Here is a 25,219-nt window from a genome sequence, read left to right on the forward strand (position 1 = left end):
TGCGGCGACCTCACAGGCCTAGGTGTACTGACCTCGACCGTTGTTGATTCGGTCGATGGGGATGCCGCCGATGCCGAGGTGGTGCCTGTCTAGGTTGTAGTAGTCCAGCCAGGCGGGCAAGGCTGCCGCTCTGTGATCGTTTGAGGTGAAGGGGCGGGCGTAGGCCCATTCGGTGGCGAGGGTGCGGTTCAGGCGCTCGACTTTGCCGTTCGTCCAGGGGCAGTGGGGGCGGATGAATTTCTGCGTGATGCCGTGCGCGGCGAGGGTGTCTCGGAATGCGTTCGAGTTGCGGTATGCGAAGGCGTTGTCGGTGATCACACGCTCGACGGTGACGCCGAGTCGGGCGTAGAACGCGACAGCGCGTTCGAGGAAGCCCGCGGCGGTGGCACCCTTTTCGTCGTCGTGGACCTCGGCGTAGGCGAGGCGGGAGTGATCGTCGATGGCGGTGTGAACGTAGTCGTAGCCGATGCCGCGTCCGCGGACCTGCTCGCTGCGACCGTGGGCGCGCCATCCACCGCCGTCGGGGATGCGACCGAGCTTCTTCACGTCGAGGTGAACCAGAGAGCCAGGACGGGCGTGCTCGTAGCGTCGGGGGGAGCGTCGGACCGCTCGGATCACCGCCCCGGTTACCGGGTCGACCTCGCGCAGCAACGGCATTCCGTGTCGGCGTAACACTCGGCCGACGGTTGAGGGCTGCATCCCGAGCCGGCCCGCGATGAACACCGGCCCCCGCCTGGTCAACGCTCGCACGATCCGCACACGTGTTTCCACGCACGGCCCCGTGCGGGCGGGATGCGATCGGGCGACGCTGGAACGGTCGATCAGACCCGCCGGTCCCGATTCGCGGAACCTGCGCCACCACCGCCACGCCGTCGTCCGCGAGATCCCCATCTCCGCCGCGACATGCGCGACCGCACGCCCCGATTCGATGCGCTGGACCATGATCAACCTGCCAGCCGGAGTCAGCCGGGCATTAGCGTGAGACACGAGAGACCTCCGTGCGTTCGAGCTGAAGAACTAGACAGCTCCAACTCGACCCCGGAGGTCTCTCCTACGTCAACAACGATCCGGGTCAGTACACCTAGAGCCCCAGCACACGGTCCAGATACTCGTTGCGGAACAGGCCGTCCGGGTCGAAGGCACGACGCAGCTCGAGGAAGTCGTCGAATCGGGGATACCGCTCCCTCAGGGCGTCGGCACCGAGCGTATGGAGTTTGCCCCAGTGCGGACGCCCACCGTGCGCGAGCATGATCTCCTCGACGGCGGCGAAGTACGCCGTCGGGTCCTCCCGGAAGTAGCGGTGGACGGCGATGTAGCCCGTCGCTCTGCCGTATGCGGTCGACAGCCAGCGGTCGTCCCCGGAGGCGAAGCGCACCTCGAGGGGGAAGGAGATCCGCCACCTCTCGGCCGCGATGAGGGAACGCACCTCGGCGAATGCCCGTGCCACATTGTCGGCGGGAAGGGCGTACTCCATCTCGCGGAAGCGCACGCCCCGCCTCTGGGTGAAGACGCGGTGCGAGCGGTCGAGATACGTGCGGTCGCCGGTGACCCGTGTGGCCAGGCGGGAAAAGGACGGGATGACCGGCGGGAGAGCCGCGCCGACGGCGCACATGCCGCGATAGACCCCGTTCGCGAGCACCGTTTCGTCGACGAACCTGCCGACGCGCGGCAGCGGGCGTCGCGGTGTCGTCTCAGGAAGTCGCCGATTGGTCTTGGTCAGTGCCACCTCGGTGTGCGGGAACCAGTAGAACTCGAAGTGGTCTGCCGCCTGAGCTCGTTCCTGGAGTCCGGCGACGACATCGTCGAGCGGCTCGGGGCGTTCCACGGCCTCGAGATGGAAGGCGGGGACGCACTGCACCGTCACATCGACGAGGACGCCCAGCGCTCCGAGCCCGAGCGACACCGCGGCGAGCACGGGATCATCCTCCGCGATCCGCCGGGTCTCACCGGTACCGGTGACGATCGTGGCGCCGACGATCTGGGTCGCGAGCCCGCCGAACGCGATGCCGGTGCCGTGGGTGCCGGTCGAGATCGCGCCGGCGATGGTCTGCCGATCGATGTCGCCGAGGTTCTCCATGGCGAGGCCGTGACGGGCGAGAAGGCGCGGAACCTGGTGCAGGGACGTGCCCGCTCCCAGGGTCACCTGCCTGGTCTCGCGGTCGATCGAGACGATGCCCGACAGCGCGGACAGGTCCAGCAGGACGTCGGGTGCGACGGCGATGCCCGAGAAGCTGTGCCCAGAACCGACCGGCTTGATCCGCAGGCCTCGTCGGGCGGCCGCGCCGACCGCGCGCTCGACGGCCTCGGCTGTGGCCGGGAACTCGGCGCGCACCGGTTTCGCCTGCGCCGTGCGCCCCCAGTTGCGCCAGACCGCCCCCGGGCGGGTCACAGGAAGGCCTTCCCTTCGCCGCGGTACGTCGGCATCTCGGCCACGATCCCCCCGTCCGACACGAGGACGAACTTCTCCACCCGCTCGGCCAGTTCTCCGCTTTTGGCATGACGGAACCACACTCGATCACCGACGGCCAGGTGCGCGGCGGCCGGCCCGCGAAGAGGTGTCTGGACCTCCCCCGCACCCTCGTGAAGCAGGTGACGCAGGCCCGCCGGCCAGACAGGGCGCGGAAGTCGTGAGGGGGCGGCGGGACCGGAGGCGACCCACCCTCCGCCGAGGACCGTCGCGACGCCGGGTGCGGGTATGCGCACCACGTCGAGCGCGAAAGCTGCTGCCGGGGCGGGGTCGAAGGAGCGGTAACCGTCGAAGAGGTGACCCGCGAGGAGCCCGCTCCCCGCCGTCAGCTCGGTGACGGCCGGATCGGCGGCCGTCGACTCCAAGGATCCCGTCCCTCCCCCGTTGACGAAGTCGAGGTGCGCGACCTCACGGACCCGTTCGACGACCTCGGCACGGCGCTCGCGCAGCTCCGCCGCGGACCGGCGCTGCATCCAGCGGATGACTCCCTCGCCGGCACCGGCCGCATCCGGCTGGCCGGCGATCTGGGCCTCGTACATCATCAGTCCTGCCAGGCGGAAGCCCGGCCGCTCGGCGATGAGCCGGGCGAAGCCCACTGCTTCCTGCGCCGTGTGAAGGGGGGAGCGGTGCACACCGATGTGACCGAGCCCCGGGGCACGCCAGGAAGCGTCCACGTCGATCGCCACCCGCAGCTCGGGACGGGCGCGCGGCGGGGCGATCGCATCGATGAGGTCGAGCTGAGCGGGGTCGTCGACCATGAGGGTGATCCGCGCGGCGGCCTGATCGTCTGCCGCCAGGCGCGCGAGACCCTCCCGGTCGACCGTGGGATAGCCCAGCACGATGTCATCGTGGTCCGGACTCAGCCAGAGGGCTTCGGCCAGTGTGAAGGCCAGGACCCCGCGGTAACCGGGGAGCCGCAGAACCGCATCGAGCACCTCTCGCACGCGGATGGACTTGCTCGCCACCCGAATGGGAACGCCTCCTGCGCGCACCACCATGTCGAGGGCGTTGAACGACAGCGCCTGCCGATCGATCGCGGCGAGCGGTGCCGGCAGATGGGCGGTCGCCGCCGACATCTCCGTCCAGTACCGCGCCGGCGCACGCCAGCGCTCGCTCGACGGGTTCGCTGTGGCGTCGCGCGCCAGGAGATCGATCGTCACTGGCTCATCCTCGCGCAGATGCGTACCCCCGGTGGGACTCGAACCCACACTGAAGCGATTTTAAGTCGCCTGCCTCTGCCATTGGGCTACGGGGGCGCCGTCCTGCGACACCCGTCACCTTAGCGTCAGCGCCCGGCGGCGACCTTCGACTTCTCGGGAGCGTCGGCGTCGGCCCCGGCGTCACGAGGCGTCTGCGGCGGCGTCACCGCGGGCTGAGCAGGCCGCGGGCGCGCCGCGAACTCCTCGAACGCCGCACGCGGGGTCTGCACCGCTTCGAGATTGGCCATGTCGCGCCCGAGGACGACGTTGCCCAGCCAGCCGGCGACCACGCGGAGCTTGCGCTCCCAGGTCGGCATGGCCAGACCGTGGTATCCGCGGTGAGCGAGCCACGCGAGGAAACCCTTGATCGCGATGTTCCCCGATTGGAAGGCCCCGTTGTACAGACCCAGACCCGCGACCGCACCGAGGTTCTTGTGGAAGTAATCGACAGGGTCCTCGCCGCGCAGCACCGCGGTGATGTTCTTGGACAGGAGCTTCCCCTGTCGCACGGCGTGCTGGGCGTTCGGCACGCAGTAGCCGCCGACGCCGCCACCGGAGAGATCCGGCACAGCCGCGACGTCGCCCGCTGCCCACGCACCCTCGACGATCTCGTCGTTCGTTCCCACGCGGAGATCGGCGCGGGTGCGGATGCGTCCACGCTCCTCGACCGGGAGATCGCCCCCGCGGACGACCGTCGGGTTGGCCATGACACCGGCCGTCCAGACGATGAGGTCGGCAGGGATGACCTCTCCGGTGGACAGCTCGACGTCGCCGTCGACGGCGCTCGTGACCTGGGTGTCGAGGTGGACGAACGCGCCCCGCTTGGCCAGGTCCTTCAGAACCCACTCGCTGGTCTTCAACGAGACCTCGGGCATGATGCGCCCCATCGCCTCGATGAGGTGGAAGTGCGTCTCGTCGAAGGTGAGTTCGGGGTACTTCGCCACGAGCGACGAGGCGAAGGACCGCAGTTCGGCGAAGACCTCGATTCCGGCAAAGCCGCCGCCGACCACGACGACGGTGAGCAGTCGCTCGCGCTCGGGACCGGGCGGGAGCGCCGCCGCCTTGTCGAAGTTGGTCAGCAGGCGGTCGCGGATCGCGACGGCCTCCTCGATCGTCTTCAGCCCGATCGCGTGATCGGCGATGCCCGGGATGGGGAAGGTGCGCGAGACCGCGCCGGCGGTGACGACGATCTGGTCGTACTCCTGCTGGTACGGCTCCCCGGCGATCGGCGTGATCGTCGCCGTCTTGTGGGCGTGATCGATTGCGGTGACCTTCGCCGCGACGATCCGGGTGCGCTTCAGGTGTCGTCGCAGGGGGACCACCGAGTGCCGAGCCTCGATCGAACCGGCGGCCACCTCGGGCAGGAACGGCTGATACGTCATGTAGGCCAGCGGATCGACGATCGTCACCTCGGCCTCGCCGCGGCGCAGACGCTTTTCCAGCTTCCACGCCGTGTAGAAGCCTGCGTATCCGCCACCGACAATGAGGATCCTGTGCGCGGTGTGGGTCACGATGTGGAGTACTCCCCTAGATCAACGGCTCGGCGCGCGGGACGCCAATCGGACGCGTCGGACAGCAGCGGTGACGCCGAGCGCCACCAGTATAGCCCCGACGGTCAGCGCCCCGAGCGGCAGGGTGCCGTACAGCAGGGTCTGCGCCGTCGGCAGGAACGGCGATCCCGGAGGGCCCGCGGCGTCGGCCGGAGGCAGCGGCGGCACCTCCACGGTGCTCGGGGTGGGCTGCGGCTCCGGAGCGCTCTCGGCTCGACGGTAGAGACGCACCCACTCGCGGAGGTCGCCGAGCGGATTCTGCGCCACATCGGGCACCGTCGCGCTCAGCGCCGCGGCGGCGTCGACGAGGCCGAACCCGTAGAGAGGATCGGGGACGGACACCCCCGGAACCGGTCGCGCGGTGGAGATGATGCGGTTGATCACGTTGGCCGCGTCGAGCTCGGGATATGCCGAGCGCACCAGTGCTGCGACCCCTGCCACGATGGGCGCCGCTCCACTGGTGCCGTTCCACGACACCACTCGGCCGTCGGCGGAGATGCCGAGGAGGTTCTCACTGGGGGCGGCGACGCCGATGGTGATCCCCTGCGTGGAGGCCTCGACGCTGGCACGGCCGTCGGGATCGACGCCCCCGACGGCGAGAACCCCCGGGATCGTCGCCGGGGCTCCCACGCGCGTCGTACCGGTGCCGCGGTTCCCGGCGGCCACGACCACCACCACGTCGTTGTCGAAGGCGTAGAGGAATGCCTCATCCCAACTGCGGTCCCAGTCGGGAGTGTTCGTAGTGAGGGAGAGATTGATGACGTCTGCGCCGTTGTCAACCGACCAGCGGACGGCTTCGGCGATCTGATCGACGAACGGCACGGGAGAGGAGTTCCCGACCCCGATCGACACCGACAGCAGTTCAGCCCCGGGTGCGACGCCGATCATGCCCGTGTCCGGGCCCGTCCCGCGCGCAGCGGCGAGCGAGGCGACCCAGCTGCCGTGATTGCCGTCGACCGCGCCGACCGGCAGCCGGCCGTCGGGCGCGCCGATGTCGGACACATCCGTGCCGCCGACGACCGCTCCGGCGAACTCGACCGGTCCGCGTCCGATGCCGGTATCGATGATGGCGATGCGGGATCCCTCACCACGAGTCGTGCGCCACGCGTCGCGGATGCCGTAGTCATCGAGCCAGTACTCCGCGGCCCGCACGGGATCAGCGGCGGCGTCGGGCGTGGGCGCGGCCGCGGCGGCGGGGGTCACCAGTCCCCCGACCAGCCCGGCGACGAGCACACCGATCATCCCTGCGCGGCCGCGGCGGATCATCCGCTCTCCTCCCGCGGACACGCGCACACCTCCGGCGACCAGGTCGCGAGAGCCAGTGCGGCATCGCCCACCGGATTCACACCGGGTCCGGCTGCCAGCGCGTGTGCCGCCAGCGCGTGCAGGCACTTCACCCTCGTGGGCATGCCACCGGCCGAGATCCCGGCGATCTCGGCGACCTCGCCGAACTGCGCGCGATCGGCGAGGTACTGCTCGTGCGCACGCCGGTAGGCCTCGGGGCCTTCGGGGTCGGCCTGCAGCTGAGCGAGCAGCTCGGGCATGACCTGGCCGGCCTCCAGCGCAGACATGGCGGCGGTCGCGGCGGGATGCGTGAGGTAGTAGAACGTGGGGAAGGGGGTCCCGTCGGGGAGCCTCGGTGCGGTGGCGACGACGGTGGGGTTGCCGCAGACACATCGCGCGGCGATGCCCAGCACACCGCGCGCCGGGCGTCCCAGCTGACGCTGGAGCACCGCCAGGTCGGTGTCGCCCACGGGCGGAAAGGGTGGCCTCGTCACCCCGACAGGCTACCCGGGGTCGGTGACGGTGGTCGCGAGGCCGGCCTCGGTGACCGAGCGCAGGAGCTGCGACATCCAGTCGGTTCGGGTGCGCTCGACCTCGTCGCTGACCGCACCCTGCTCCTGCGGGACATCTTCGGGCGGCAGATCGTTGTCGACCAGGTAGACCACCTCGCCGGGGCGCACGTAGTACAGGCGCTCGCGGGCCTCGGTCGTGATGTAGGCGGGATCGCTCCAGCGCTCGCGCTCGGACTCGAGTTCTTCGATCTGCTCTCGCGTGAGCTCCACCGACTGCTCCAGAGCGGCGATCTGCCGGCGCTGATCGAGGTACGTCCCCATCGTCGGCACGAGGACGAAGGCGGCGAGCACCACCAGGCCCAGCATGATCACCATGAACCCCGAGAGCCGGATGCCGCCGAGCCAGCCGCGCACGTCGACGCGGCCGTCTGCGCGTCGGCGCCCCGTCCGCCGGCGTCTGGTCGCCGGGGACGCCGAAGGGGGAGCCGAACGTGCACTCACGGCTCCCCCTTCGTCGACGATCGGTCGCGCGTCAGCCCCGGTAGCGGGGGAAGGCGGAGCGGCCGGCGAACTCCGCGGCGTCGCCCAGCTCCTCCTCGATGCGCAGAAGCTGATTGTATTTCGCGACGCGCTCGCTGCGAGCGGGCGCGCCGGTCTTGATCTGACCGGCGTTCACGGCCACCGCCAGGTCGGCGATGGTGGTGTCCTCGGTCTCGCCCGAGCGGTGCGAGAGCATCGACGCGTAGCCCGACCGGGTGGCCAAGGCGATGGCGTCGAGCGTCTCGGACAGGGTGCCGATCTGGTTGACCTTCACCAGGAGCGCGTTCGCGACGCCGCGCGAGATGCCGTCGGCGAGGCGGGCGGGGTTGGTGACGAACAGGTCGTCGCCGACCAGCTGCACCTTCGAACCGATCGCGTCGGTGAGGCTCTTCCAGCCGTCCCAGTCGTCCTCGGCCAGAGCGTCCTCGATGGTGACGATCGGGTAGTTGGCCACGAGGTCGGTGAAGTACGAGATCAGCTCGTCGACGCTCCACGCCTTGCCCTCGACGGTGTAGACGCCGTCCGAGAAGAACTCGGTCGCTGCCACGTCCAGGCCCACGGCGATGTCGGCACCGGGGGTGAAGCCGGCCTTCTCGATGGCGCGGATGAGGAAGTCCAGGCCCTCGCGGTTGCTCGGCAGATCAGGTGCGAAGCCCCCCTCGTCGCCGAGACCGGTGGCGAAGCCGGCGCTCTTGAGCTCGCCCTTCAGCACGTGATAGACCTCCGTGCCCCAGCGCAGCGATTCGGCGTACGTGTCTGCGCCGATGGGCGCGAGGAAGAACTCCTGGAAGTCGATGCCGTTGTCGGCGTGCTCGCCACCGTTGATGACGTTGAACAGCGGCACGGGCAGCAGGTGGGCGTTGGGGCCGCCCAGGTAGCGGAACAGCGGCAGATCGGCGCTGTCGGCGGCGGCCTTGGCCACCGCAAGGCTGACGCCGAGGATGGCGTTGGCTCCCGTGCGGGACTTGTTCTCGGTGCCATCGGTCTCGATGAGGATCTCGTCGATGATGCGCTGCTCGCTCGCGTCGACGCCCTCGATCGCCGGGCCGAGCTCGTCGATGACGGCGGCGACGGCCTTCAGCACGCCCTTGCCCCCGTAGCGGCTCTTGTCGCCGTCGCGCAGCTCGTACGCCTCGAACGCTCCGGTGGACGCGCCGGAGGGCACGGCCGCGCGCTGCACGATGCCGTCATCGAGCAGCACCTCCACCTCGACGGTCGGGTTGCCGCGCGAATCCAGGATCTCGCGCGCGCCTACAGCCTCGATTGATGCCACGGGGTGTCTCCTTGCTCGTGGAGGGCGTCCTGCGCCCGATGGAACGGTGGAGCGTCGTCGGTCCGCCCCCGAGTCTAGTGACCCGGGTTCACACCACGACGGCGAGCGCCAAGCCGTCCCATCCCTTGGCGTCGAGGGTCTGCAGGGCGGTGGCGTCGAAGCGCGGGTCGCGGGCGAGCATCTCCAAGCCGCGGCGCACACCGTGCACCTGCGGGCTCTCACTGGCGGGGTTCGCCACCTCCCCCGAGCGCACGACGTTGTCGACGATCACGACGGTGCCGGGGCGCCCGAGCCGTGCCGCCCAGTCGAGGTAGACGGTGTTGGACTCTTTGTCGGCGTCGATGAAGACCAGGTCGAAGGGGCCGTCGCCGACCAGCGTCGGCAGGACGTCGGAACCGCGTCCCTCCACGATGCGCACCCGGTCCGAGACACCGGCGCGAGCGAGGTTGCCGCGCGCCACCGCCGCATTGCGGGGCTCGGCCTCGACGGTCGTGACCGAGCCGCCCTCCGGCAGGGCCCGGGCCATCCAGATCGCCGAGTAGCCGCCGAGCGTGCCGATCTCCAGCACCCGCCGGGCCCCGGCCACGCGGACCATGAGATGGAGGAACTTCCCGGTGAGCGGCGCCACCTCGATCGCGGGGAGTCCCGCGGCTCGCTGGTCGACCACCGCCTCGCGAAGGGCGGTGTCTTCGCCGACGAGGGCTTCGCTGAGATAGCGGTCGACGCGGGTCCACGCGTCGGGGGTGGGCAGGGTCATTCCCCCAGCCAACAAGCGCCGAGGCCCGCGCGTCAAGGACGAGCCCGCCATTCCGCCACCAGCGCGGGCACGAGCGCCTCGGCGGTGCGCCGGTAGCCGAGCGCGCTCGGGTGGAACCTGTCCGCGCTGAACATCGTCTCGGGTTCCCGGGCGAACAGGCGGCCGACCGCGGCATGCAGCGAGACCGGGCGCGCACCCTCCCGACGCGCGGCGCGGGCCTGCTCCGCGGCGAGCCGACGCGACAGGCGCGAGACGAGCGTGCGCAGCGGCTGGGGCACAGGGCGCAGCGCCCCGAGGTCGGGACAGGTCCCCACCACCACGCGTGCGCCACGCGCCCTCAGGGCGCGCACGGCGTCGACGAGATGGCCGAGGGAGACCTCGGTCGGGACGCGGTGGGTGACGTCGTTGCCGCCGACGATGATGATCGCCAGGTCGGGGCTCAGATCCGACGGCAGGCGTGCGATCTGGGCGGGAAGAGCGGATGACTCCGAACCGACCACCGCGACGGATCGGAGTCGCACCGGGCGCATCACCGCCGCACCCAGGCCTCTGGCCACCCGCGCGCCCAGAGTGTCCTTCGGTCGCTCGGCACCGAGCCCTGCGGCGATGGAGTCGCCGAGGACGACCAGATCGATCGGGTCGCCGTGCATGCGGCGCCGCCACACCCGATCGGCGTTCCGCGCCTCCTCGCCGAAGGGCTTGCCGATCCGATGCCTCGCGATGGCGGCCTGCCGCCGCAGCGCGGGGGGCGCCGCCAGGCCCACCGTCACCGCGAGGAGGACGGCGATCCCGCCGACGGTGAGGGGCGTGACGGCGTCGGCGCGGCGAGCGGGTCTTCGCGAGGGCGTCATGAGGTCATTGCACGGGCGCCTGGTGAACGAAGAGCGACGAGCGGGTGACGCCCCGGGCTTAGTAGGGTTCGGGACGTGTCCTCCCCCTCTCTCGCCCGACGGCTGGGGCTCGGCGACGCGGTGTTCATCGGGCTCGGCGCGATGCTCGGGGCGGGTGTCTTCTCCGCCTTCTCGCCCGCAGCCCAGGCAGCGGGCGCGGGCCTTCTCATCGGGCTCGTCCTGGCCGGCGTCGTGGCGTACGCCAATGCGACCTCGTCCGCCCAGCTCGCTGCGGCGTACCCGACCTCCGGCGGCGCATACGTCTACGGACGTGAGGAGCTGAACGACTGGTGGGGGTTCCTCGCCGGATGGGGCTTCGTCATCGGCAAGACGGCCAGCTGCGCGGCGATGGCCCTCACCTTCGCCGCCTACGTCGCCCCCGACGGCTGGGAGCGGCCCCTCGCCGTCGCCGCGGTGGTCGCGCTCGGCGCGGTGAACTGGTTCGGCATCACCCGGACGGCGCAGCTGACCCGCATCATCGTGGCCGTCGTCCTGCTCTGCCTCGCGGTCGCGGTGATCGCCGCCACCGCGGGAGCCGCGGGAGCTTCGGCCTCCGCCCCGATCACGGCGCAGGAGCTCTTCGTCGGCGGACCGTACGGGATCCTGCAGTCGGCGGGCCTGCTGTTCTTCGCCTTCGCCGGGTACGCCCGCATCGCCACCATGGGCGAAGAGGTCCGCGACCCCGCACGCGTCATCCCGCGCGCGATCTCCCTGGCCTTCCTGATCGTCGTGGTCATCTACGCCGTCGTCGCCGTCGCGGTCCTGGCCGCGCTCGGCCCCGAGGCGACCGCCGCGGCATCCGATCCCGTCGCGGCGGCGGCCGCGACCGCAGGCTGGACCTGGGTGGATCCGGTCGTGCGGATCGGCGCCGCGGCCGCCGCGCTCGGTGCTCTTCTCGCCCTCATCGCCGGGGTGGGGCGGACGACCCTCGCCATGGCGCGGGAGCGGGACCTGCCGTCTTTCCTCTCGGCCGTGCATCCCCGGTGGCACGTGCCGCACCGGGCCGAGCTGCTGATCGTGCTCGCCGTGGTGCTGCTGGTCTCGACCGGAGATCTGCGCGGCGCGATCGGCTTCTCCTCGTTCGGCGTCTTGACCTACTACCTCGTGGCGAACCTGGCCGCCCGCCGCCAGACCGGGGCCGCGCGCCGCTACCCGCGCTGGCTGCAGCTGATGGGGGTCGCGGGGTGCGTCATCCTCGCCCTGAGCCTTCCCTGGCAGAGCGTCGTCGGCGGCGCGGCCGTCCTGGCGATCGGTCTGATCTCCCGCGTCGTGCGCCTTCGCGTCGGTCGCACCGGGTGATCATCCCAGAGGCTTGATCTCGAGCTTTCCGGCGTCGCGATCGCCGGCGGCCACCGCGGCGAAAGCGGTGAATCCATCGGCGTGGGCACGTTCGAGGAGGGCCTTGAGGTTCTTCGTCCGCTGCTCGAGACGCACGCGCGCGCCGCGCTCGACGAGTGCGGACTTCACTGTCAGCAGATCTCCGACCGACGCCTCGCGATCGTGCACGAGCACGACCGCGTCGGCCATGGTCTCGTCTCCGGCGGGGACGAGGTCGACGAGCCGCTCGAATCCGAGCGAGAAGCCGACCGCGGGGACCTCCTGGCCGAGGAATCGCCCGATCATCCCGTCGTAGCGGCCCCCGCCGCCCAACGAGTACGACACGGCGGGGTGGGCCAGCTCGAAGATCGTGCCCGTGTAGTACCCCATTCCCCTGACCAGGAACGGATCGAACCGCAGCGGAACGTCGCCACTGCCCGCGCTCACCCCGCGCGCGGCCGCCACGGCCTCGCCGATGCCCACGAGGTGGGCCACGACCTCGTCGGGCATCCCGTCGGGCAAGGCCGCTCGGATCCCCGACGCGGTGAGGGCATGGTCGGAGCCGCCGTCGGACGCGGCCAGACGGGCGAGGTGAGCTGCCACCGCGGTCACCGCGGCCTCATCGGCCCCACGCGCGCGCAGTTCGTCCGTGACACCCTCGGGGCCGATCTTGTCGAGCTTGTCGAGGGTGATCAGCACCCCGGCGCGCGCGTCGGCGGGGAATCCGAAGGCCTCGAGCATCGCATCCAGCAGCCGACGGTCGTTGATGCGGACCTCACCGCCCGCCAGTCCCAGCGCATCGAGGGTGTCGAGGGTCGCGGTCACCAGCTCCGACTCGGCACGCGAGGTGGCGTCGCCGATGATGTCGATGTCGCACTGCAGGAACTGCCGGTAGCGGCCCTTCTGCGGACGCTCGGCACGCCAGACCGGAGCGATCTGCACGGCTCGGAAGACGCTCGGCAGTTCGGCGCGGTGACTGGCGTAGAAGCGCGCCAGAGGCACGGTGAGGTCGTAGCGCAGACCCAGATCGGTGAGGGATGCAGGGTCCTCGGCGGCCGCGCGGATGGCGTCGGCGTCGAGCCCGCGCTTGAGGACGTTGTAGGCGAGCTTCTCGTTGTCACCGCCGATTCCGGCGTGGAGGCGGTCGTAATCCTCCATCACCGGGGTTTCGATCTCGTCGAATCCGTGCACCCGGTAGCGATCGCGGATGGTGCGGAGCACGCGCTCGCGTCGGGCCTTGTCTGCGGGGAGGAAATCGCGCATGCCGCGCGGCGGGGTGACGGTGGGCACCGGACCATCCTTCCAGGTCGTCTCCTACGACGCGGCGCGCGCGGCGTCCTCGGCGGCGCGGATCCCATCGCCCAGGTTCCTCAGGGCGCTGCGGAGCGCCCGATCGGCGTCCCACCCCTGCTCCCGGGCACGCGCCGCCAGCGCGAGGAGGGCATCGCCGAGCTCCGCCTCGGTCGAGGGGACCGGGGCGGAGCTCGGACCGACCGCCGGAGGAGTCAGACCCGGAACCCGCGCGGCCTTCCCGAGCATCTTCTGCGCGAGGGCGAGCGCCGGCATCCGCTCCGACACCCCGTCCAGCACGCTCGTCCGCGTGCTCTTCTCCGCGGCCTTCGCGGCATTCCAGTGCACGAGCACCTCCGCCGGCGTCTCGGCGACGGCGTCTGCGAAGACGTGCGGGTGGCGGCGTTCCATCTTCTCGGCGAGTGCGGCGGCGACGTCGTCGATGTCGAACGGGTCGTTCTGATCCTCCGACGCGATCTCGGCGTGGAAGAGCACCTGCCAGAGAAGGTCTCCGAGCTCTTCGCGCAGCTCGGCACGCGACCCCGCTTCGACGGCGTCGATGAGCTCGGCCGACTCCTCGACGAGATAGGGCACGAGGTCGTCGTGGGTGATTTGACGCGACCAGGCGCATCGCTCACGCACCGCGTGCATCACCTCCGCCGCGCGGCGCAGTCCGTCTTCCTCGCTCATGCTCACCCCTTACGCGTCAGGCGATGTCTCCCGGCGTCCGAGCCGGCTCGGGGAGCTCCTCGTCGGCGGTCTCGGGAGAGACCCGACGATAGTGGCGGGCGCGCTGGGCGACCAGGATCGCCGCGAGGATGATCGAGACGGCCGACCCCGCCAGGACACCCAGCGTCGCCTCGTCGCGCACGAGCGGGCTGTCCGCGAAGGCGAGTTCGGACAGCAGCAGCGACACGGTGAAACCGATCCCGCCCAGCGCCCCGGCCGCCATGAGGTCGAGGAACGACAGCGGCGGGGTGGCGCCACGGTTCAGCAGCCTCATCGAGATCCAGCTGAAGACCGAGATGCCGATGATCTTGCCGACGGGAAGAGCGACGAGGATGCCCCAGAAGGCCGGCGAGAGCTCGGTCGGCGAGACGGCGGGGATGACGACGAGTGCGGCCGAGAAGGCGAACAGCGGCAGGACGAGTCCGTTCACCCACGGCTCGAGGGCGTGGCGCGTGCGAAGCGCCGGCTGCTGAGCCATCGCGATGCCGAGCGCCACGCCGGCGATCGTCGCATGGACGCCCGAGAGGTAGACCAGCACCCAGGTGGTCAGACCGATCACGATGAGGGCGATCGCGACCGGGACCCGGCCGCGGGTGTCGAGGCGCCGGCTGAGGAAGCCGAACGCGATCACCAGCAGGGCGGAGACGGCGAGGAAGCCGACGTTGACATCGGTGGTGAAGAGCACCGCGATGAAGATGATGCCCACGATGTCATCGAGGATCGCCAGGGCGAGAAGGAAGATCCGGATGCCGGAGGGCAGGCCCTTGCCGAAGACGGCGAGCACTCCCAGGGCGAAGGCGATGTCGGTCGCGGTGGGGATCGGCCACCCCTGGGCGGCATCCGAGCGTCCGGCGATGAGAAGGAAGATCGCGACCGGGATGATGACACCGCCCGCGGCGGCGATCGCGGGCTGAAGCGCCTTCTTCGCCGAATTCAACTCGCCGCTGGTGAGTTCGTACTGCAGCTCGACGGCGACGACGAAGAAGAAGACCGCCAACAGGCCGTCCTGGATCCAGTGGCCCACCGACATCTCGAACACGCCGGGGATGCCGAGGTAGGTCTCCTTCAGCGCTTGGGCGGCGGGGCCGAGCGGGGAGTTGGCCACGATGAGCGCCGCCGCAGCGGCGGCGAGGAGCACGATGGCGGGAAAGCGGGCAGAGCGCAGCAGGGACACAGGCGGTCCTTTCGTCGGTGTCTGGCGGGCACGCTGAGGCGTACGCCGACCAGGCTTCCCGGCACACCGCTTCCGATTCTACCGGGGTCTGCTGTGACATTCCCGTCACACAGCGGCGATACCGTGGGAGGATGCGCGAACTCACCCAGACCGAGGCCATCGACCTCGTCGGTCGTTATGAGGCGGGGCAGGGCATCCCCGAGACGATGCGGGCCAACGTCCGTCTGCTGGGCGCCCTCCTCGGCCAGGTCCTGCGCGAGAGCGGATCGCCCGGACTGTTCGACGACGTCGAACGCCTGCGGATCGCCACGATCCAGGCGTACACCGATGAGACCGACGAAGCCTTCGCGCGCGCCGCCCAGATCGCCGATTCGTTCTCGGTGACCCGTGCGGACGAAGTCGCCCGAGCGTTCACCTGCTACTTCCATCTGGCCAACCTCGTCGAGGAGCACCAGCGCGTGCGGGTCCTGCGCGACCGCGACCGCACCCCCGACGCCGACAGCGACTCGATCCCGGCCGCGTTCCGCCGGCTGGCCGACGAAGTGGGCGAGGATGCCGCGACGAGCCGTCTGCAGTCGCTGCGCTTCCACCCCGTGTTCACCGCGCACCCCACCGAGGCGCGCCGACGCGCGGTGTCGACCAGCATCCGCCGGCTCGCCGCCCTCCTCACCGAGCACGAGAGCGCACCCGAGGGCGGGAGCGCGCAGCGGCGGGCTCGTCGGCGGATGCTGGAGGAGATCGACACCCTCTGGCGGACCGCGCCGCTTCGTCATGAGAAGCCCACGCCCACTGATGAGGTCCGCGCGGTCATGGCCGTCTTCGACGAGACCCTCTACACCGCGATCCCCCACGTGTACCGCCGCGTCGACGACGCGCTCCAGGCCGAACGCGCCGGCAGCGCCGCGCCGCTGGTGCGACCCTTCGTGCGCATCGGATCCTGGGTCGGCGGCGACCGGGACGGGAATCCCTTCGTCACCGCGTCGGTGACGCGCAAAGCGGCCGCCATCGCCAGCGAGCACGTGCTGCGCGGGCTCGAGCGGTCGGCGGACCGCATCGGCCGCACCCTCACCCTCGACGCCGCGACCACTCCCCCGAGCCCCGAGGCCGTCGCGCTGTGGCAGCGGCTGCGCACCGAGGACGAGGATGCCGCCGCCGAGATCGCGGCCCGGTCGCCCCAGGAACCGCATCGACAGATCCTGCTGATGATCGCCCTCAAGATCGAGGCCACGCGGCTTCGCAACGCCGACCTCGCCTACAGCGATCCCGAAGAGCTGCACCGCCACCTCCGCGTGGTGCAGGACTCCCTCCTCGCCGCGCAGGCGCCACGGCAGGCCTACGGGCATCTGCAGCAGCTGATCTGGCAGGTGCAGACCTACGGCTTCCACCTCAGCGAACTGGAGGTGCGCCAGCACTCCGCGGTGCACGCCGCCGTGCTGGCCGAGCTCGACGCCGGTGGGCCGCGATCGGAACGCGCCGAGGAGGTGCTCGATGTCTTCCGGGCGGTGCTCTTCCTGCAGGATCGCTACGGCCCACGCGCCGCGGGACGCTACATCGTGTCGTTCACCCAGTCCGCCGACGACCTCGCCGCCGTCCATCGACTCGCCCGTCATGCCGCGGGGCCGGACGGTCGCGTTCCCGTCCTCGACGTCATTCCGCTTTTCGAGACCTTCGCCGACCTGCAAGCCGCCCCCCGGATCCTCGCCGAGATCGTCCTGCATCCTGAGTTCCAGGCGCGATTGGAGGCGACGGGCAGGCGCATGGAGGTCATGCTCGGCTACTCCGACTCGTCCAAGGACGTCGGACCCGTCGCTGCGACCCTCGCCCTCTACCAGGCGCAGGCGCAGATCGCGTCGTGGGCCCAGGAGAACGGCATCGAACTGACGCTCTTCCACGGCCGTGGCGGCGCCCTCGGACGCGGCGGCGGGCCGGCGAACTCCGCCATCCTCGCGCAGCCTCCGGGGTCGGTGGACGGACGGTTCAAGCTCACCGAGCAGGGCGAGGTCATCTTCGCTCGCTACGGCGACCCGGCCATCGCGATGCGTCACATCGACCAGGTGGTCGCAGCGATGCTGCTGGCCTCCTCCCCCTCCATCGAGACGCGCAACCGCACCGCCGCAGATCGGTTCGCCGATGTCGCCGCGCGCATGGACGAGGCCTCCCGCGCCCGCTTCTTCGAGCTGGTCAAGGCCCCCGGGTTCGCCCCGTGGTTCGCGCAGGTCACCCCGATGGAGGAGATCGGACTGCTCGCGCTCGGGTCGCGCCCGGCCCGACGCGGCCTGTCCGTGGAGTCGCTCGCCGACCTCCGCGCCATCCCGTGGGTGTTCGCGTGGACGCAGGCGCGCATCAACCTGGCGGGCTGGTTCGGACTCGGCACGGCCCTGCAGGCCGTCGGCGACGAGGAGGTTCTCAGAAGCGCGTATCAGGAGTGGCCGCTCTTCCGAACCCTCATCGACAACGTCGCGATGAGCCTGGCCAAGGCCGACGCGCGCATCGCGCGACGCTACCTCGACCTCGGCGACCGCGACGATCTCGCCGACCTGGTGATGAGCGAGATGGAGCTCACCCGCGCCTGGGTCGTCAAGGTGACCGGGGGCGCGGAGCTCCTGGGCAACAAGCCGGTGCTCCAGCGCGCGGTGAAGATGCGCAGCCCCTATGTCGATGCTCTGTCGCTGCTCCAGCTGCGGGCGCTGCGCTCGCTCCGCGAGGACGCCGCGGCCGGCTCCCCCGCCGATCCCGAACAGCAGCGCCTCCTGCTGCTGTCTGTCAGCGGCGTCGCCGCGGGCCTTCAGAACACCGGCTGATCCGCGGCAGCAGCGGATTCCGCGACCGGCTCGGGCCACAGCTGCGTGAGCAGCTGGTCGACCCACGCCAGCAGCTCGGCATCGCCCAGCGGGCCGTCCCCGGCGCGCGGGAGGGGCACCACCAGTGCTTCCCCGCCGGCGAGGAGCTTCGCCTTGGGGTGCAGGCGCTGCAACCGCACGCGCATCGAGTCCGGCAGATTCGCCGGCGCGATGCGCAGGTTCGGTCCCATCGCCACGACGTCGGTGAGGCCCGCGCGCGCGGCCCGGCGTCGTAGGCGCGCGACGGCGACGAGGCCGTCGACCTCGGCGGGCGGCTCGCCGTAGCGGTCGCGAAGTTCGTCGATGACCGCGTCGATCGGATCGCGCCCATCGGCCTCGCGCGAGACGGCGGTCGGCGCGGCAGCTGCGGAGAGCTTCTGATAGGCCTCCAGCCGCAGCCGCTCGCTGTCGATGTAGTCCTCGGGAAGGCGCGCCTGCACAGGCAGTTCGAGCCGCAGCTCGGTGGGACCCTCGGTGTCCTCGCCGCGGAAGGTCGCCACCGCCTCGCCGATCATTCGCAGGTAGAGATCGAAGCCGACGCCGGCGATGTGACCGGCCTGTTCGGCACCGAGGAGGTTCCCCGCCCCGCGCAGCTCGAGGTCCTTCAACGCCACCTGCATGCCGCTGCCGAGGTCGTTGTTGACGGCGATGGTCTCGAGGCGGTCGGCAGCGGTTTCGGACAGCGGCTTGATCTCGTCGTAGAGGAAATAGGCGTAGGCGCGCTCACGGGCTCGGCCCACCCGCCCGCGGAGCTGATGCAGCTGCGACAACCCGTACTTGTCGGCGCGGTCGATGATGATCGTGTTGGCGTTGGCGATGTCGAGCCCGGTCTCGATGATGGTCGTGCACACCAGCACATCCGCCCTGCGCTCCCAGAAGTCGTCGACGACCTGCTCGAGCTGATGCTCCCCCATCTGCCCGTGCGCGACCGCCACGCGGGCCTCGGGAACGAGCTCGGCGATGTGGGCGGCCACCCGCTGGATCGATGACACCCGGTTGTGCACGTAGAACACCTGGCCCTCCCGGAGGAGCTCGCGCCGGATCGCCGCGGTGATCTGCTTGTCGTTGCGGGCTCCGACGTAGGTCAGGATCGGATGCCGGTCCTCCGGCGGTGTCGCGAGGGTCGACATCTCGCGGATGCCGGTCACGGCCATCTCGAGCGTGCGCGGGATCGGGGTGGCGCTCATCGCGAGGATGTCGACATTGGTCTTCAGCCTCTTCAGCGCGTCCTTGTGCTCGACGCCGAACCGCTGCTCCTCATCGATGATCATGAGGCCGAGGTCTTTGAAGATCACCCGCTCGGTGAGGATGCGGTGGGTGCCGATGACCATGTCGATGGTTCCGTCGGCCAGGCCCGCCACGATCTCCTTCGCCTGCTTGTCGGTCTGGAACCGCGACAGCGCACGCACCTTTACCGGGAATCCGGCGAAGCGCTCGGTGAAGGTCTCGAGGTGCTGTTTGACCAGGAGCGTGGTCGGCACCAGCATCGCGACCTGCTTGCCGTCCTGAATCGCTTTGAAGGCCGCCCGCACCGCCACCTCGGTCTTGCCGAAGCCCACATCGCCCGACAGCAGCCTGTCCATGGGGATGGGCTTTTCCATGTCGGCCTTGATCTCGTCGATCGTCTGCAGCTGGTCCGGCGTCTCAGCGAACGGGAAGGCTTCCTCGAGCTCGCGCTGCCAGGGCGTGTCGGGCCCGAAGGCATGACCTCGCGCCGCCATCCGCGCGGAATAGAGCTTGACCAGCTCCACGGCGATGTCGCGCACGGCCTTGCGCGCCCGCCCTTTGGCCTGCGCCCAGTCGCTGCCGCCCATCTTCGACAGGGTGGGCGCCTCCCCGCCGACGTACTTCGACAGCAGGTCGAGCTGATCGGTGGGAACGAAGAGCTTGTCACCGGGGTAGCCGCGCTTGGAGGGCGCGTACTCGAGCACGAGGTACTCCCGAACGCTCTTGACGGCGTTGCGGCCGCCGCTGGACACCTCTCGCTGGGTGAGCTCGACGAAGCGGCCGATGCCATGGGTGGCGTGGACGACGTAGTCGCCGGCCTTCAGTTGGAGCGGGTCGACGACGTTGCGTCGGCGCGACGCGAGCTTCTTGACCACCCGCGAATCCCCGCCGATGGTGCGGCCGTAGAACTCCGACTCGGTGATCACCGAGAGCTGCGCCTCGGCGATCTCGAACCCGCGCTCGAGCGAACAGGCGACCACCTGGGCGACCCCCGGCTCGGGTGCATCGTCGATGGTCTCCACGCGCCGGGCGGCCAGGCCCCTCTCGGCCAGCACATCCCTGGCGCGCTCGACGAGCCCGCCGCCGGAGGCCATGACGACGACCCGCCACCCGGCGCGGAGCCTGTCGGCGACGTGGCTGACCGCACCGTCGACGTTGCCCTGGAAGGAGGGGACGGATGCCGCGGCGACGCGGGTCACGGAGGTCTCACCCGGCTCCAGCAGCCCCTCGGCCGAGGCGTCGGCAGCTCCGGAATCGAAGGAGCTCAGACTCCACCACACGCCCCCGCGCTCGGCGGCGACCTCGCGCAGCCGCGGGAGCGGGACGAAGTCTCCGGCACCGAGGTCGATGGGCGACTCGGCTCCGGAGGTCGCCGCATTCCACGCGGCATCGAGGAACTCGCGGTTGGTGTCGCTGAGAGTGGTGGCGCGTGTCACGGCGCGCTCGGGGTCCACCAGACCGATCGCGGTGCCGCGCGGGAAATAGTCCACGAGGGTGACCAGCTGATCGACCACGGCAGGCATCAGTGATTCCATCCCCTCGACGGGGATGCCTTCGGCCATCTTCTCGAGCATGCCGCGCAGACCCGGGAACTCGTCCTTCAGCTGACGTGCGCGGTCGCGGACGGCCTCGGTGAGGAGCAGCTCGCGACTGGCCAGCAGGCTCACTGCCCTGACCTCGCCCGGCAGGGAGCGCTGATCAGCGACGGAGAACGCACGGATCTGGTCGACCTCGTCGCCGAAGAACTCCACGCGATAGGGGTGCTCGGCTGTCGGGGGGAAGACATCGAGGATGCCGCCGCGCAGGGCGAATTCGCCGCGCCGCGAGACCATGTCGACGCGGTGATAGGCGCGCTCGACCAGCATCGCCGCCACCTGGCCGAGGTCGTGGCCGCGCTCGCCGACCGCGAGTTCGATCGGGGTCGCCTGGTCCAGTCCTGCGGCCAGCGGCTGCACCGCTCCGCGTACGGAAGCCGTGACGACGAGCGTGTCGTCCGCACGCAGCCGGGCGAGGCGGCCGATGACATCGAGGCGTCGCCCCACGATCTCGGGCGTCGGGCTCAGCCGCTCGTGCGGCAGCGTCTCCCACGCGGGGAAGTGACGCACCTCGGCATCGGGGAGAAGCGCCTGGAGGGCGGGCCCCAAGGTCTCGGCCCGACGACCGGTGGGTGCGATCGCCAGCAGCACAGCGGGCTTGCCCGCTGCGCGACGTCGCTCGAGGAGAGCGGCGAGCAGCGGCGCGTCGACTCCTTCGACCACCGAGTACTCGGCGTCGGTCACGCCGGCGGCCACCGCCTCCCGGAAGGAGTCAGCCTGCTCGAGGGCGCGCACGATCCCGGGAATTGTCACCGGAGAAGTCTACGGTCGCCCGCCGACATCGGCTCCTAGGATGTCAGCGTGAGCACACCCTCCGCGCCCGGTACACCGATGCCACCCGGCTACGCACCGCCCACGGGATACCTTCCACCGACGGGTTTCGCAGAAGGATCGGGGTGGGCTCCCTCCCCGCCGACACCCGTGCGAGGCGCCGCTCTCGGGCTGACGGCCTTCCTCCTGTCGCTGGGCGCGGCGGTCCTCGCCCCCGTGGCGGGCGCCATCGGCGGCTATTTCGTCGGCGCCGGAACCGGGGAGCGCCTCATGGCCGGCACCCTCGGCACGAACTTCGACTGGTCGCTGTTGAGCCCCGTGCGCGACTGGGTCCTGCTCGCCGAGATCGGTTTCTGGGCCGGCACCGTCCTCGGAATCTGGGCGATCGTGCAGGGCATCATGGCCATCGCCCGACGTGCCGGGCGCGGCTGGGGCATCGCTGCCGTCGTCGTGGCGGCGCTCGGCCCGATCATCTTCGGGTTGACGCTCCAGGCGCTGATCGTGGCCGGACTCACGGCGGCCGCGTCGGGCTGACGTCGGCGCGTCAGGCGCGGGGGGCGTGGAAGCGCTGCTGGGCCGCGACCAGCCCGTGTTCGATGACGTCTTCGACCGCATCGGCGGCATCGGAGACAAGCATCGTGAGGGCGTCGCGATCCCCGGCGGGGAAGGGCTGAAGAACCCAGTCCGCCGCATCCTGCCGTCCCGGTGGACGGCCGATACCCACCCGCACCCGCGCGAAGTCGGCGGATCCGAGCGCCGCGGCGACGTCGCGCACGCCGTTGTGCCCGCCATGTCCGCCGCCGGTCTTCAACCGCACGGTGTCGAACGGGATGTCGAGCTCGTCGTGGACGACCACGATGCGCTCCGGCTCGGTCCGGTAGAAGCGAGCCAGCTGCGAGACCGGGCCACCCGAGACGTTCATGAACGAGGTGGGCTTGGCGAGGATGAGCTTCGGCCCGCCCGGACGCAGCCAGGTCTCCGCGACGCGGGCATGAGTGCGATGGGCGCGGAAAGAGGCGTCACGCCGGTCGGCCAGCTCGTCGAGGACGAGCTGGCCGACGTTGTGACGTGTGCGTTCGTAGCGGGGCCCCGGGTTGCCGAGCCCCACCACGAGCCACGTGTCCGGCATGGCCGGTGATTACTCGCTGTCGGAGGCCTCGTCGCCCGATGCCTCGCCTTCGCCCTGCTCCGACTCCTCGGACTGCTCGGCGGCGACCTCGGCGTCGGCCTCGGCGATCTCCTCTTCGGCGATCAGGGTGGACACCGGCACGGCGATCGCCACGACGAGCACATCAGCGTCGGTCAGCAGCGTCGCCCCGCGCGGCAGGGTCAGGTCGGCCGCGGTGATGTGGGTGCCGTCCTCGAGACCCTCGACATCGACCTCGATGGTCTCGGGGATGTGGGTGGCCTCGACCTCGAGCGACACGGTGGCCGAGTCGAGATTCGCCATGGTGCCGGCGAAGGGCTCACCGGTGATGACGACGGGGACGTCGACCTGGACCTTCTCGCCCTTCTTGACCACGAGCAGGTCGATGTGCTCGATGATCTGGTGCACCGGGTCCTTCTGCACGTCCTTGACGAGGGCGAGCTGCGACACGCCGTCGACCTTGAGGTCGAGGACGGCGTTGGCGCGGCGGATCAGCAGTGCGGTCTGGTGGCCCGGGAGGGCGAGGTGCACGGGGTCGGTGCCGTGACCGTAGAGTACGGCGGGGATCTTGCCGGCGGCGCGGAGGCGGCGGGCGAAGCCCTTGCCGAAGTTCTCGCGGCGCTCGGCTGCGACGGTGGTGTCGGTCTCGGTGGGCATGATGTTCTCCTCGCAGGCTCTCGCCTGTCATCTCGGCCTCGGGGGCCTGGGTCTGGGTCTGGGTCGACTCGAACGCGAGCGCGTGAGGAAAACGAGCCTGCACACCCCCGTCGATCACGGATCCGCTCCGCCGCTCGCGCAGCCGGGATCCCTCGCCGAAGTCCAGTGGGAGAGTCTACCAGCGACGGGCGATAGCATGGGAGGCACGGCCATCCCGACGGAGGACACCATGGAATACGGCTTTCTCTCGCACGTGCTCGTCTGGGTCGTCGGGGCGATCACGGCGGTCGGCGCCGTGGGTTTGGTACTGGCGGTCTTCTCCATGGCGCGCACGGCGTATCGCAAGGACTGACCCTCGCTTCTCCAGGTCAGGACGGCGGGAGCGGACCCGATAACCTGAAGCGGTGACCGATCCTTCCCACTCGACGAAGATCTCCACCGACCGCGACGACCAGCCCGGGTCGACCGAGGAACACGAGGGTGCCCCCGCCCCGCAGGATGTGCCCCGCCCCCGGGCCGAGGCAGGTGTCGCGGCTCCCCCGGACACCGCGGCGACAGCCAACATTGGGGTGGTCGGCCTGGCGGTCATGGGCTCCAACCTTGCTCGCAACCTCGCCAGCCGGGACGGCAACACGGTGGCGGTGTTCAACCGCAGCCGCGAGAAGACCAATCATCTGATCGACGCCCACCCCGAGGCGGAATTCGTCGCGACGTTCTCGTACGAGGAGTTCGCCGCCGCTCTCTCCACTCCCCGCACGGCGATCATCATGGTCAAGGCCGGCCGCGGCACCGACGCCGTGATCGACGAGCTCGTGCGCGTCTTCGAGCCGGGCGACATCATCGTCGACGGCGGCAACGCGCTGTTCAGCGACACCATCCGCCGCGAGAAGGCCGTCCGCGAGACCGGCATCAACTTCGTCGGCATGGGTGTGTCCGGCGGCGAAGAGGGAGCTCTGCTCGGTCCGTCGCTCATGCCCGGCGGCTCCGATGAGTCGTGGGTGACGCTGGGTCCGATCCTGCGCTCGATCGCGGCCGTGGCCGAGGGGGAACCGTGCGTCACGCACGTGGGCCACGACGGCGCCGGCCATTTCGTGAAGATGATCCACAACGGCATCGAGTACGCCGACATGCAGCTGATCGCCGAGGCGTACGACCTCATCCGGCGGGGCACCGGGAAGTCCCCCGCCGAGATCGCCGACGTGTTCGCCGAGTGGAATCGCGGTGAGCTGGAGTCCTACCTCATCGAGATCACCGCCGAGGTGCTCACGCAGAACGACGCCACGACGGCGCGTCCCCTGGTGGATGTGATCCTCGACCAGGCCGGCGCGAAGGGCACCGGCGCATGGACGGTGCAGACCGCCCTTGATCTCGGCGTTCCCGTGTCGGGCATCGCCGAGGCGGTCTTCGCCCGGTCGTTGTCGTCGCACCCCGAGCAGCGGCAGGCGGCCGCCGGACTCCCCGGTCCCGCAGAGGACGCGGTGGGATCCTCCGTCACCGATCCGGACGCCTTCATCGAGCAGGTGCGGCTGGCGCTGTACGCGTCGAAGATCGTCGCGTACTCGCAGGGCTTCGACGCCATCCGTGCCGGCGCCGCGCAGTACGGCTGGCAGATCGACCTGGGCGCGGTGTCGCGCATCTGGCGCGGCGGGTGCATCATCCGCGCGCAGTTCCTCAACCGCATCGCCGACGCATACGCCGAGACCGCAGACCTTCCGGTGCTGCTCTCCGCCCCCTACTTCGTCGAGGCGCTGGGCCGCGCCCAGGATTCGTGGCGGCACATCGTCGCGACGGCGGCGACGGCGGGGATCCCCGCGCCGGCGTTCTCGTCGTCCCTGGCGTACTACGACGGCTTGCGTGCCCCCCGGCTCCCGGCGGCGCTCATCCAGGGTCAGCGCGACTTCTTCGGCGCCCACACCTACCGCCGCATCGACCAGGACGGCACCTTCCACACACTCTGGTCGGGTGACCGCTCCGAGGTGGCGGCCGAAGACACGCACTGA

21 protein-coding genes and 1 tRNA gene are annotated in these 25,219 nt (G+C 70.5%); 5 read left to right on the forward strand and 17 right to left on the reverse strand.

Annotation, left to right across the window (positions count from 1 at the left end; all coding sequences use genetic code 11):
• Positions 1-18: 18 nt before the first annotated feature.
• The 11 genes from FBY40_RS12530 to FBY40_RS12580 all read right to left on the reverse strand — a co-directional run bounded on the left by FBY40_RS12530 (position 19) and on the right by FBY40_RS12580 (position 10,433).
• Complete coding sequence (locus FBY40_RS12530) at positions 19-987, reverse strand: IS481 family transposase (protein WP_141937126.1); 969 nt, start codon at positions 985-987, stop codon at positions 19-21.
• A gap of 94 nt (positions 988-1,081) precedes the next feature.
• Positions 1,082-2,389 carry a D-arabinono-1,4-lactone oxidase gene (locus FBY40_RS12535; protein WP_141939129.1) on the reverse strand — a complete coding sequence of 436 codons (1,308 nt, stop codon included), beginning with the start codon at positions 2,387-2,389 and terminating at the stop codon, positions 1,082-1,084.
• Positions 2,386-3,627, reverse strand: coding sequence for an alanine racemase (locus tag FBY40_RS12540; protein ID WP_235014861.1), 1,242 nt, complete (start codon positions 3,625-3,627; stop codon positions 2,386-2,388). The genes FBY40_RS12535 and FBY40_RS12540 overlap by 4 nt, the downstream gene beginning before the upstream one ends.
• A gap of 23 nt (positions 3,628-3,650) precedes the next feature.
• Positions 3,651-3,723: transfer RNA gene (locus tag FBY40_RS12545), tRNA-Leu, on the reverse strand.
• Between the two features lie 29 nt (positions 3,724-3,752).
• Complete coding sequence (locus FBY40_RS12550; protein WP_141939131.1) at positions 3,753-5,177, reverse strand: NAD(P)/FAD-dependent oxidoreductase; 1,425 nt, start codon at positions 5,175-5,177, stop codon at positions 3,753-3,755.
• Positions 5,178-5,198: 21 nt separating this feature from the next.
• Entirely contained in the window at positions 5,199-6,482 is a 1,284-nt protein-coding gene (locus FBY40_RS12555; RefSeq protein WP_141939132.1) for a S8 family serine peptidase, read from the reverse strand.
• Positions 6,479-6,994, reverse strand: coding sequence for a DUF501 domain-containing protein (locus FBY40_RS12560; protein ID WP_141939134.1), 516 nt, complete (start codon positions 6,992-6,994; stop codon positions 6,479-6,481). The genes FBY40_RS12555 and FBY40_RS12560 overlap by 4 nt, the downstream gene beginning before the upstream one ends.
• 9 nt (positions 6,995-7,003) lie before the next feature.
• Complete coding sequence (locus tag FBY40_RS12565; RefSeq protein WP_235014865.1) at positions 7,004-7,513, reverse strand: septum formation initiator family protein; 510 nt, start codon at positions 7,511-7,513, stop codon at positions 7,004-7,006.
• Between the two features lie 31 nt (positions 7,514-7,544).
• The gene (gene eno / locus FBY40_RS12570; RefSeq protein WP_141939136.1) at positions 7,545-8,825 is read right to left on the reverse strand and encodes a phosphopyruvate hydratase; all 1,281 of its coding nucleotides are present in this window, start codon (positions 8,823-8,825) and stop codon (positions 7,545-7,547) included.
• A gap of 88 nt (positions 8,826-8,913) precedes the next feature.
• Complete coding sequence (locus FBY40_RS12575) at positions 8,914-9,582, reverse strand: O-methyltransferase (RefSeq protein WP_141939138.1); 669 nt, start codon at positions 9,580-9,582, stop codon at positions 8,914-8,916.
• 32 nt (positions 9,583-9,614) lie between these two features.
• Positions 9,615-10,433 (reverse strand): SGNH/GDSL hydrolase family protein, encoded by an 819-nt coding sequence (locus tag FBY40_RS12580; protein WP_141939140.1) that lies wholly within the window; start codon positions 10,431-10,433, stop codon positions 9,615-9,617.
• A 75-nt stretch (positions 10,434-10,508) separates the two neighbouring features.
• Here FBY40_RS12580 and FBY40_RS12585 point away from each other — a divergent pair, with 75 nt between their 5' ends.
• Complete coding sequence (locus FBY40_RS12585; RefSeq protein ID WP_141939142.1) at positions 10,509-11,771, forward strand: APC family permease; 1,263 nt, start codon at positions 10,509-10,511, stop codon at positions 11,769-11,771.
• Here FBY40_RS12585 and hisS read toward each other — a convergent pair whose 3' ends face one another.
• From hisS to nhaA, 3 genes are read right to left on the reverse strand one after another with little or no spacing between them, the layout of a single operon-like run.
• Complete coding sequence (gene hisS / locus FBY40_RS12590; RefSeq protein ID WP_235015106.1) at positions 11,772-13,052, reverse strand: histidine--tRNA ligase; 1,281 nt, start codon at positions 13,050-13,052, stop codon at positions 11,772-11,774. It abuts the gene before it with no gap.
• A gap of 51 nt (positions 13,053-13,103) precedes the next feature.
• Positions 13,104-13,769: a MazG family protein gene (locus FBY40_RS12595; RefSeq protein ID WP_141939146.1), complete on the reverse strand. Its 666-nt coding sequence runs from the start codon at positions 13,767-13,769 to the stop codon at positions 13,104-13,106.
• Positions 13,770-13,785: 16 nt separating this feature from the next.
• The gene (gene nhaA, locus FBY40_RS12600) at positions 13,786-14,982 is read right to left on the reverse strand and encodes a Na+/H+ antiporter NhaA (RefSeq protein WP_141939148.1); all 1,197 of its coding nucleotides are present in this window, start codon (positions 14,980-14,982) and stop codon (positions 13,786-13,788) included.
• A gap of 131 nt (positions 14,983-15,113) precedes the next feature.
• Here nhaA and FBY40_RS12605 point away from each other — a divergent pair, with 131 nt between their 5' ends.
• Positions 15,114-17,783, forward strand: coding sequence for a phosphoenolpyruvate carboxylase (locus FBY40_RS12605; RefSeq protein WP_141939150.1), 2,670 nt, complete (start codon positions 15,114-15,116; stop codon positions 17,781-17,783).
• Here the strand turns inward: FBY40_RS12605 and mfd are convergent.
• The gene (gene mfd, locus FBY40_RS12610) at positions 17,768-21,397 is read right to left on the reverse strand and encodes a transcription-repair coupling factor (RefSeq protein WP_200829987.1); all 3,630 of its coding nucleotides are present in this window, start codon (positions 21,395-21,397) and stop codon (positions 17,768-17,770) included. The two genes, FBY40_RS12605 and mfd, sit on opposite strands and share 16 nt — an antisense overlap.
• 48 nt (positions 21,398-21,445) lie before the next feature.
• Here mfd and FBY40_RS12615 point away from each other — a divergent pair, with 48 nt between their 5' ends.
• Positions 21,446-21,949, forward strand: a complete 504-nt coding sequence (locus FBY40_RS12615; RefSeq protein ID WP_141939152.1) for a hypothetical protein — start codon at positions 21,446-21,448, stop codon at positions 21,947-21,949.
• A 10-nt stretch (positions 21,950-21,959) separates the two neighbouring features.
• Here FBY40_RS12615 and pth read toward each other — a convergent pair whose 3' ends face one another.
• Together pth and FBY40_RS12625 are read right to left on the reverse strand one after the other, a co-directional pair.
• The gene (gene pth, locus FBY40_RS12620; protein WP_141939154.1) at positions 21,960-22,544 is read right to left on the reverse strand and encodes an aminoacyl-tRNA hydrolase; all 585 of its coding nucleotides are present in this window, start codon (positions 22,542-22,544) and stop codon (positions 21,960-21,962) included.
• A gap of 9 nt (positions 22,545-22,553) precedes the next feature.
• A complete protein-coding gene (locus FBY40_RS12625; RefSeq protein ID WP_141939155.1) occupies positions 22,554-23,219 on the reverse strand; it encodes a 50S ribosomal protein L25/general stress protein Ctc in 666 nt (221 codons plus the stop codon).
• Between FBY40_RS12625 and FBY40_RS12630 the strand changes: the two genes are divergently transcribed.
• Both FBY40_RS12630 and gndA read left to right on the forward strand, forming a co-directional pair.
• Positions 23,197-23,571, forward strand: coding sequence for a hypothetical protein (locus FBY40_RS12630; RefSeq protein WP_141939157.1), 375 nt, complete (start codon positions 23,197-23,199; stop codon positions 23,569-23,571). The genes FBY40_RS12625 and FBY40_RS12630 overlap by 23 nt on opposite strands.
• Before the next feature lie 148 nt (positions 23,572-23,719).
• Entirely contained in the window at positions 23,720-25,219 is a 1,500-nt protein-coding gene (gndA, locus tag FBY40_RS12635; RefSeq protein WP_268815544.1) for an NADP-dependent phosphogluconate dehydrogenase, read from the forward strand.

The organism is Microbacterium sp. SLBN-154 (genome assembly GCF_006715565.1).
Taxonomy (GTDB): domain Bacteria; phylum Actinomycetota; class Actinomycetes; order Actinomycetales; family Microbacteriaceae; genus Microbacterium.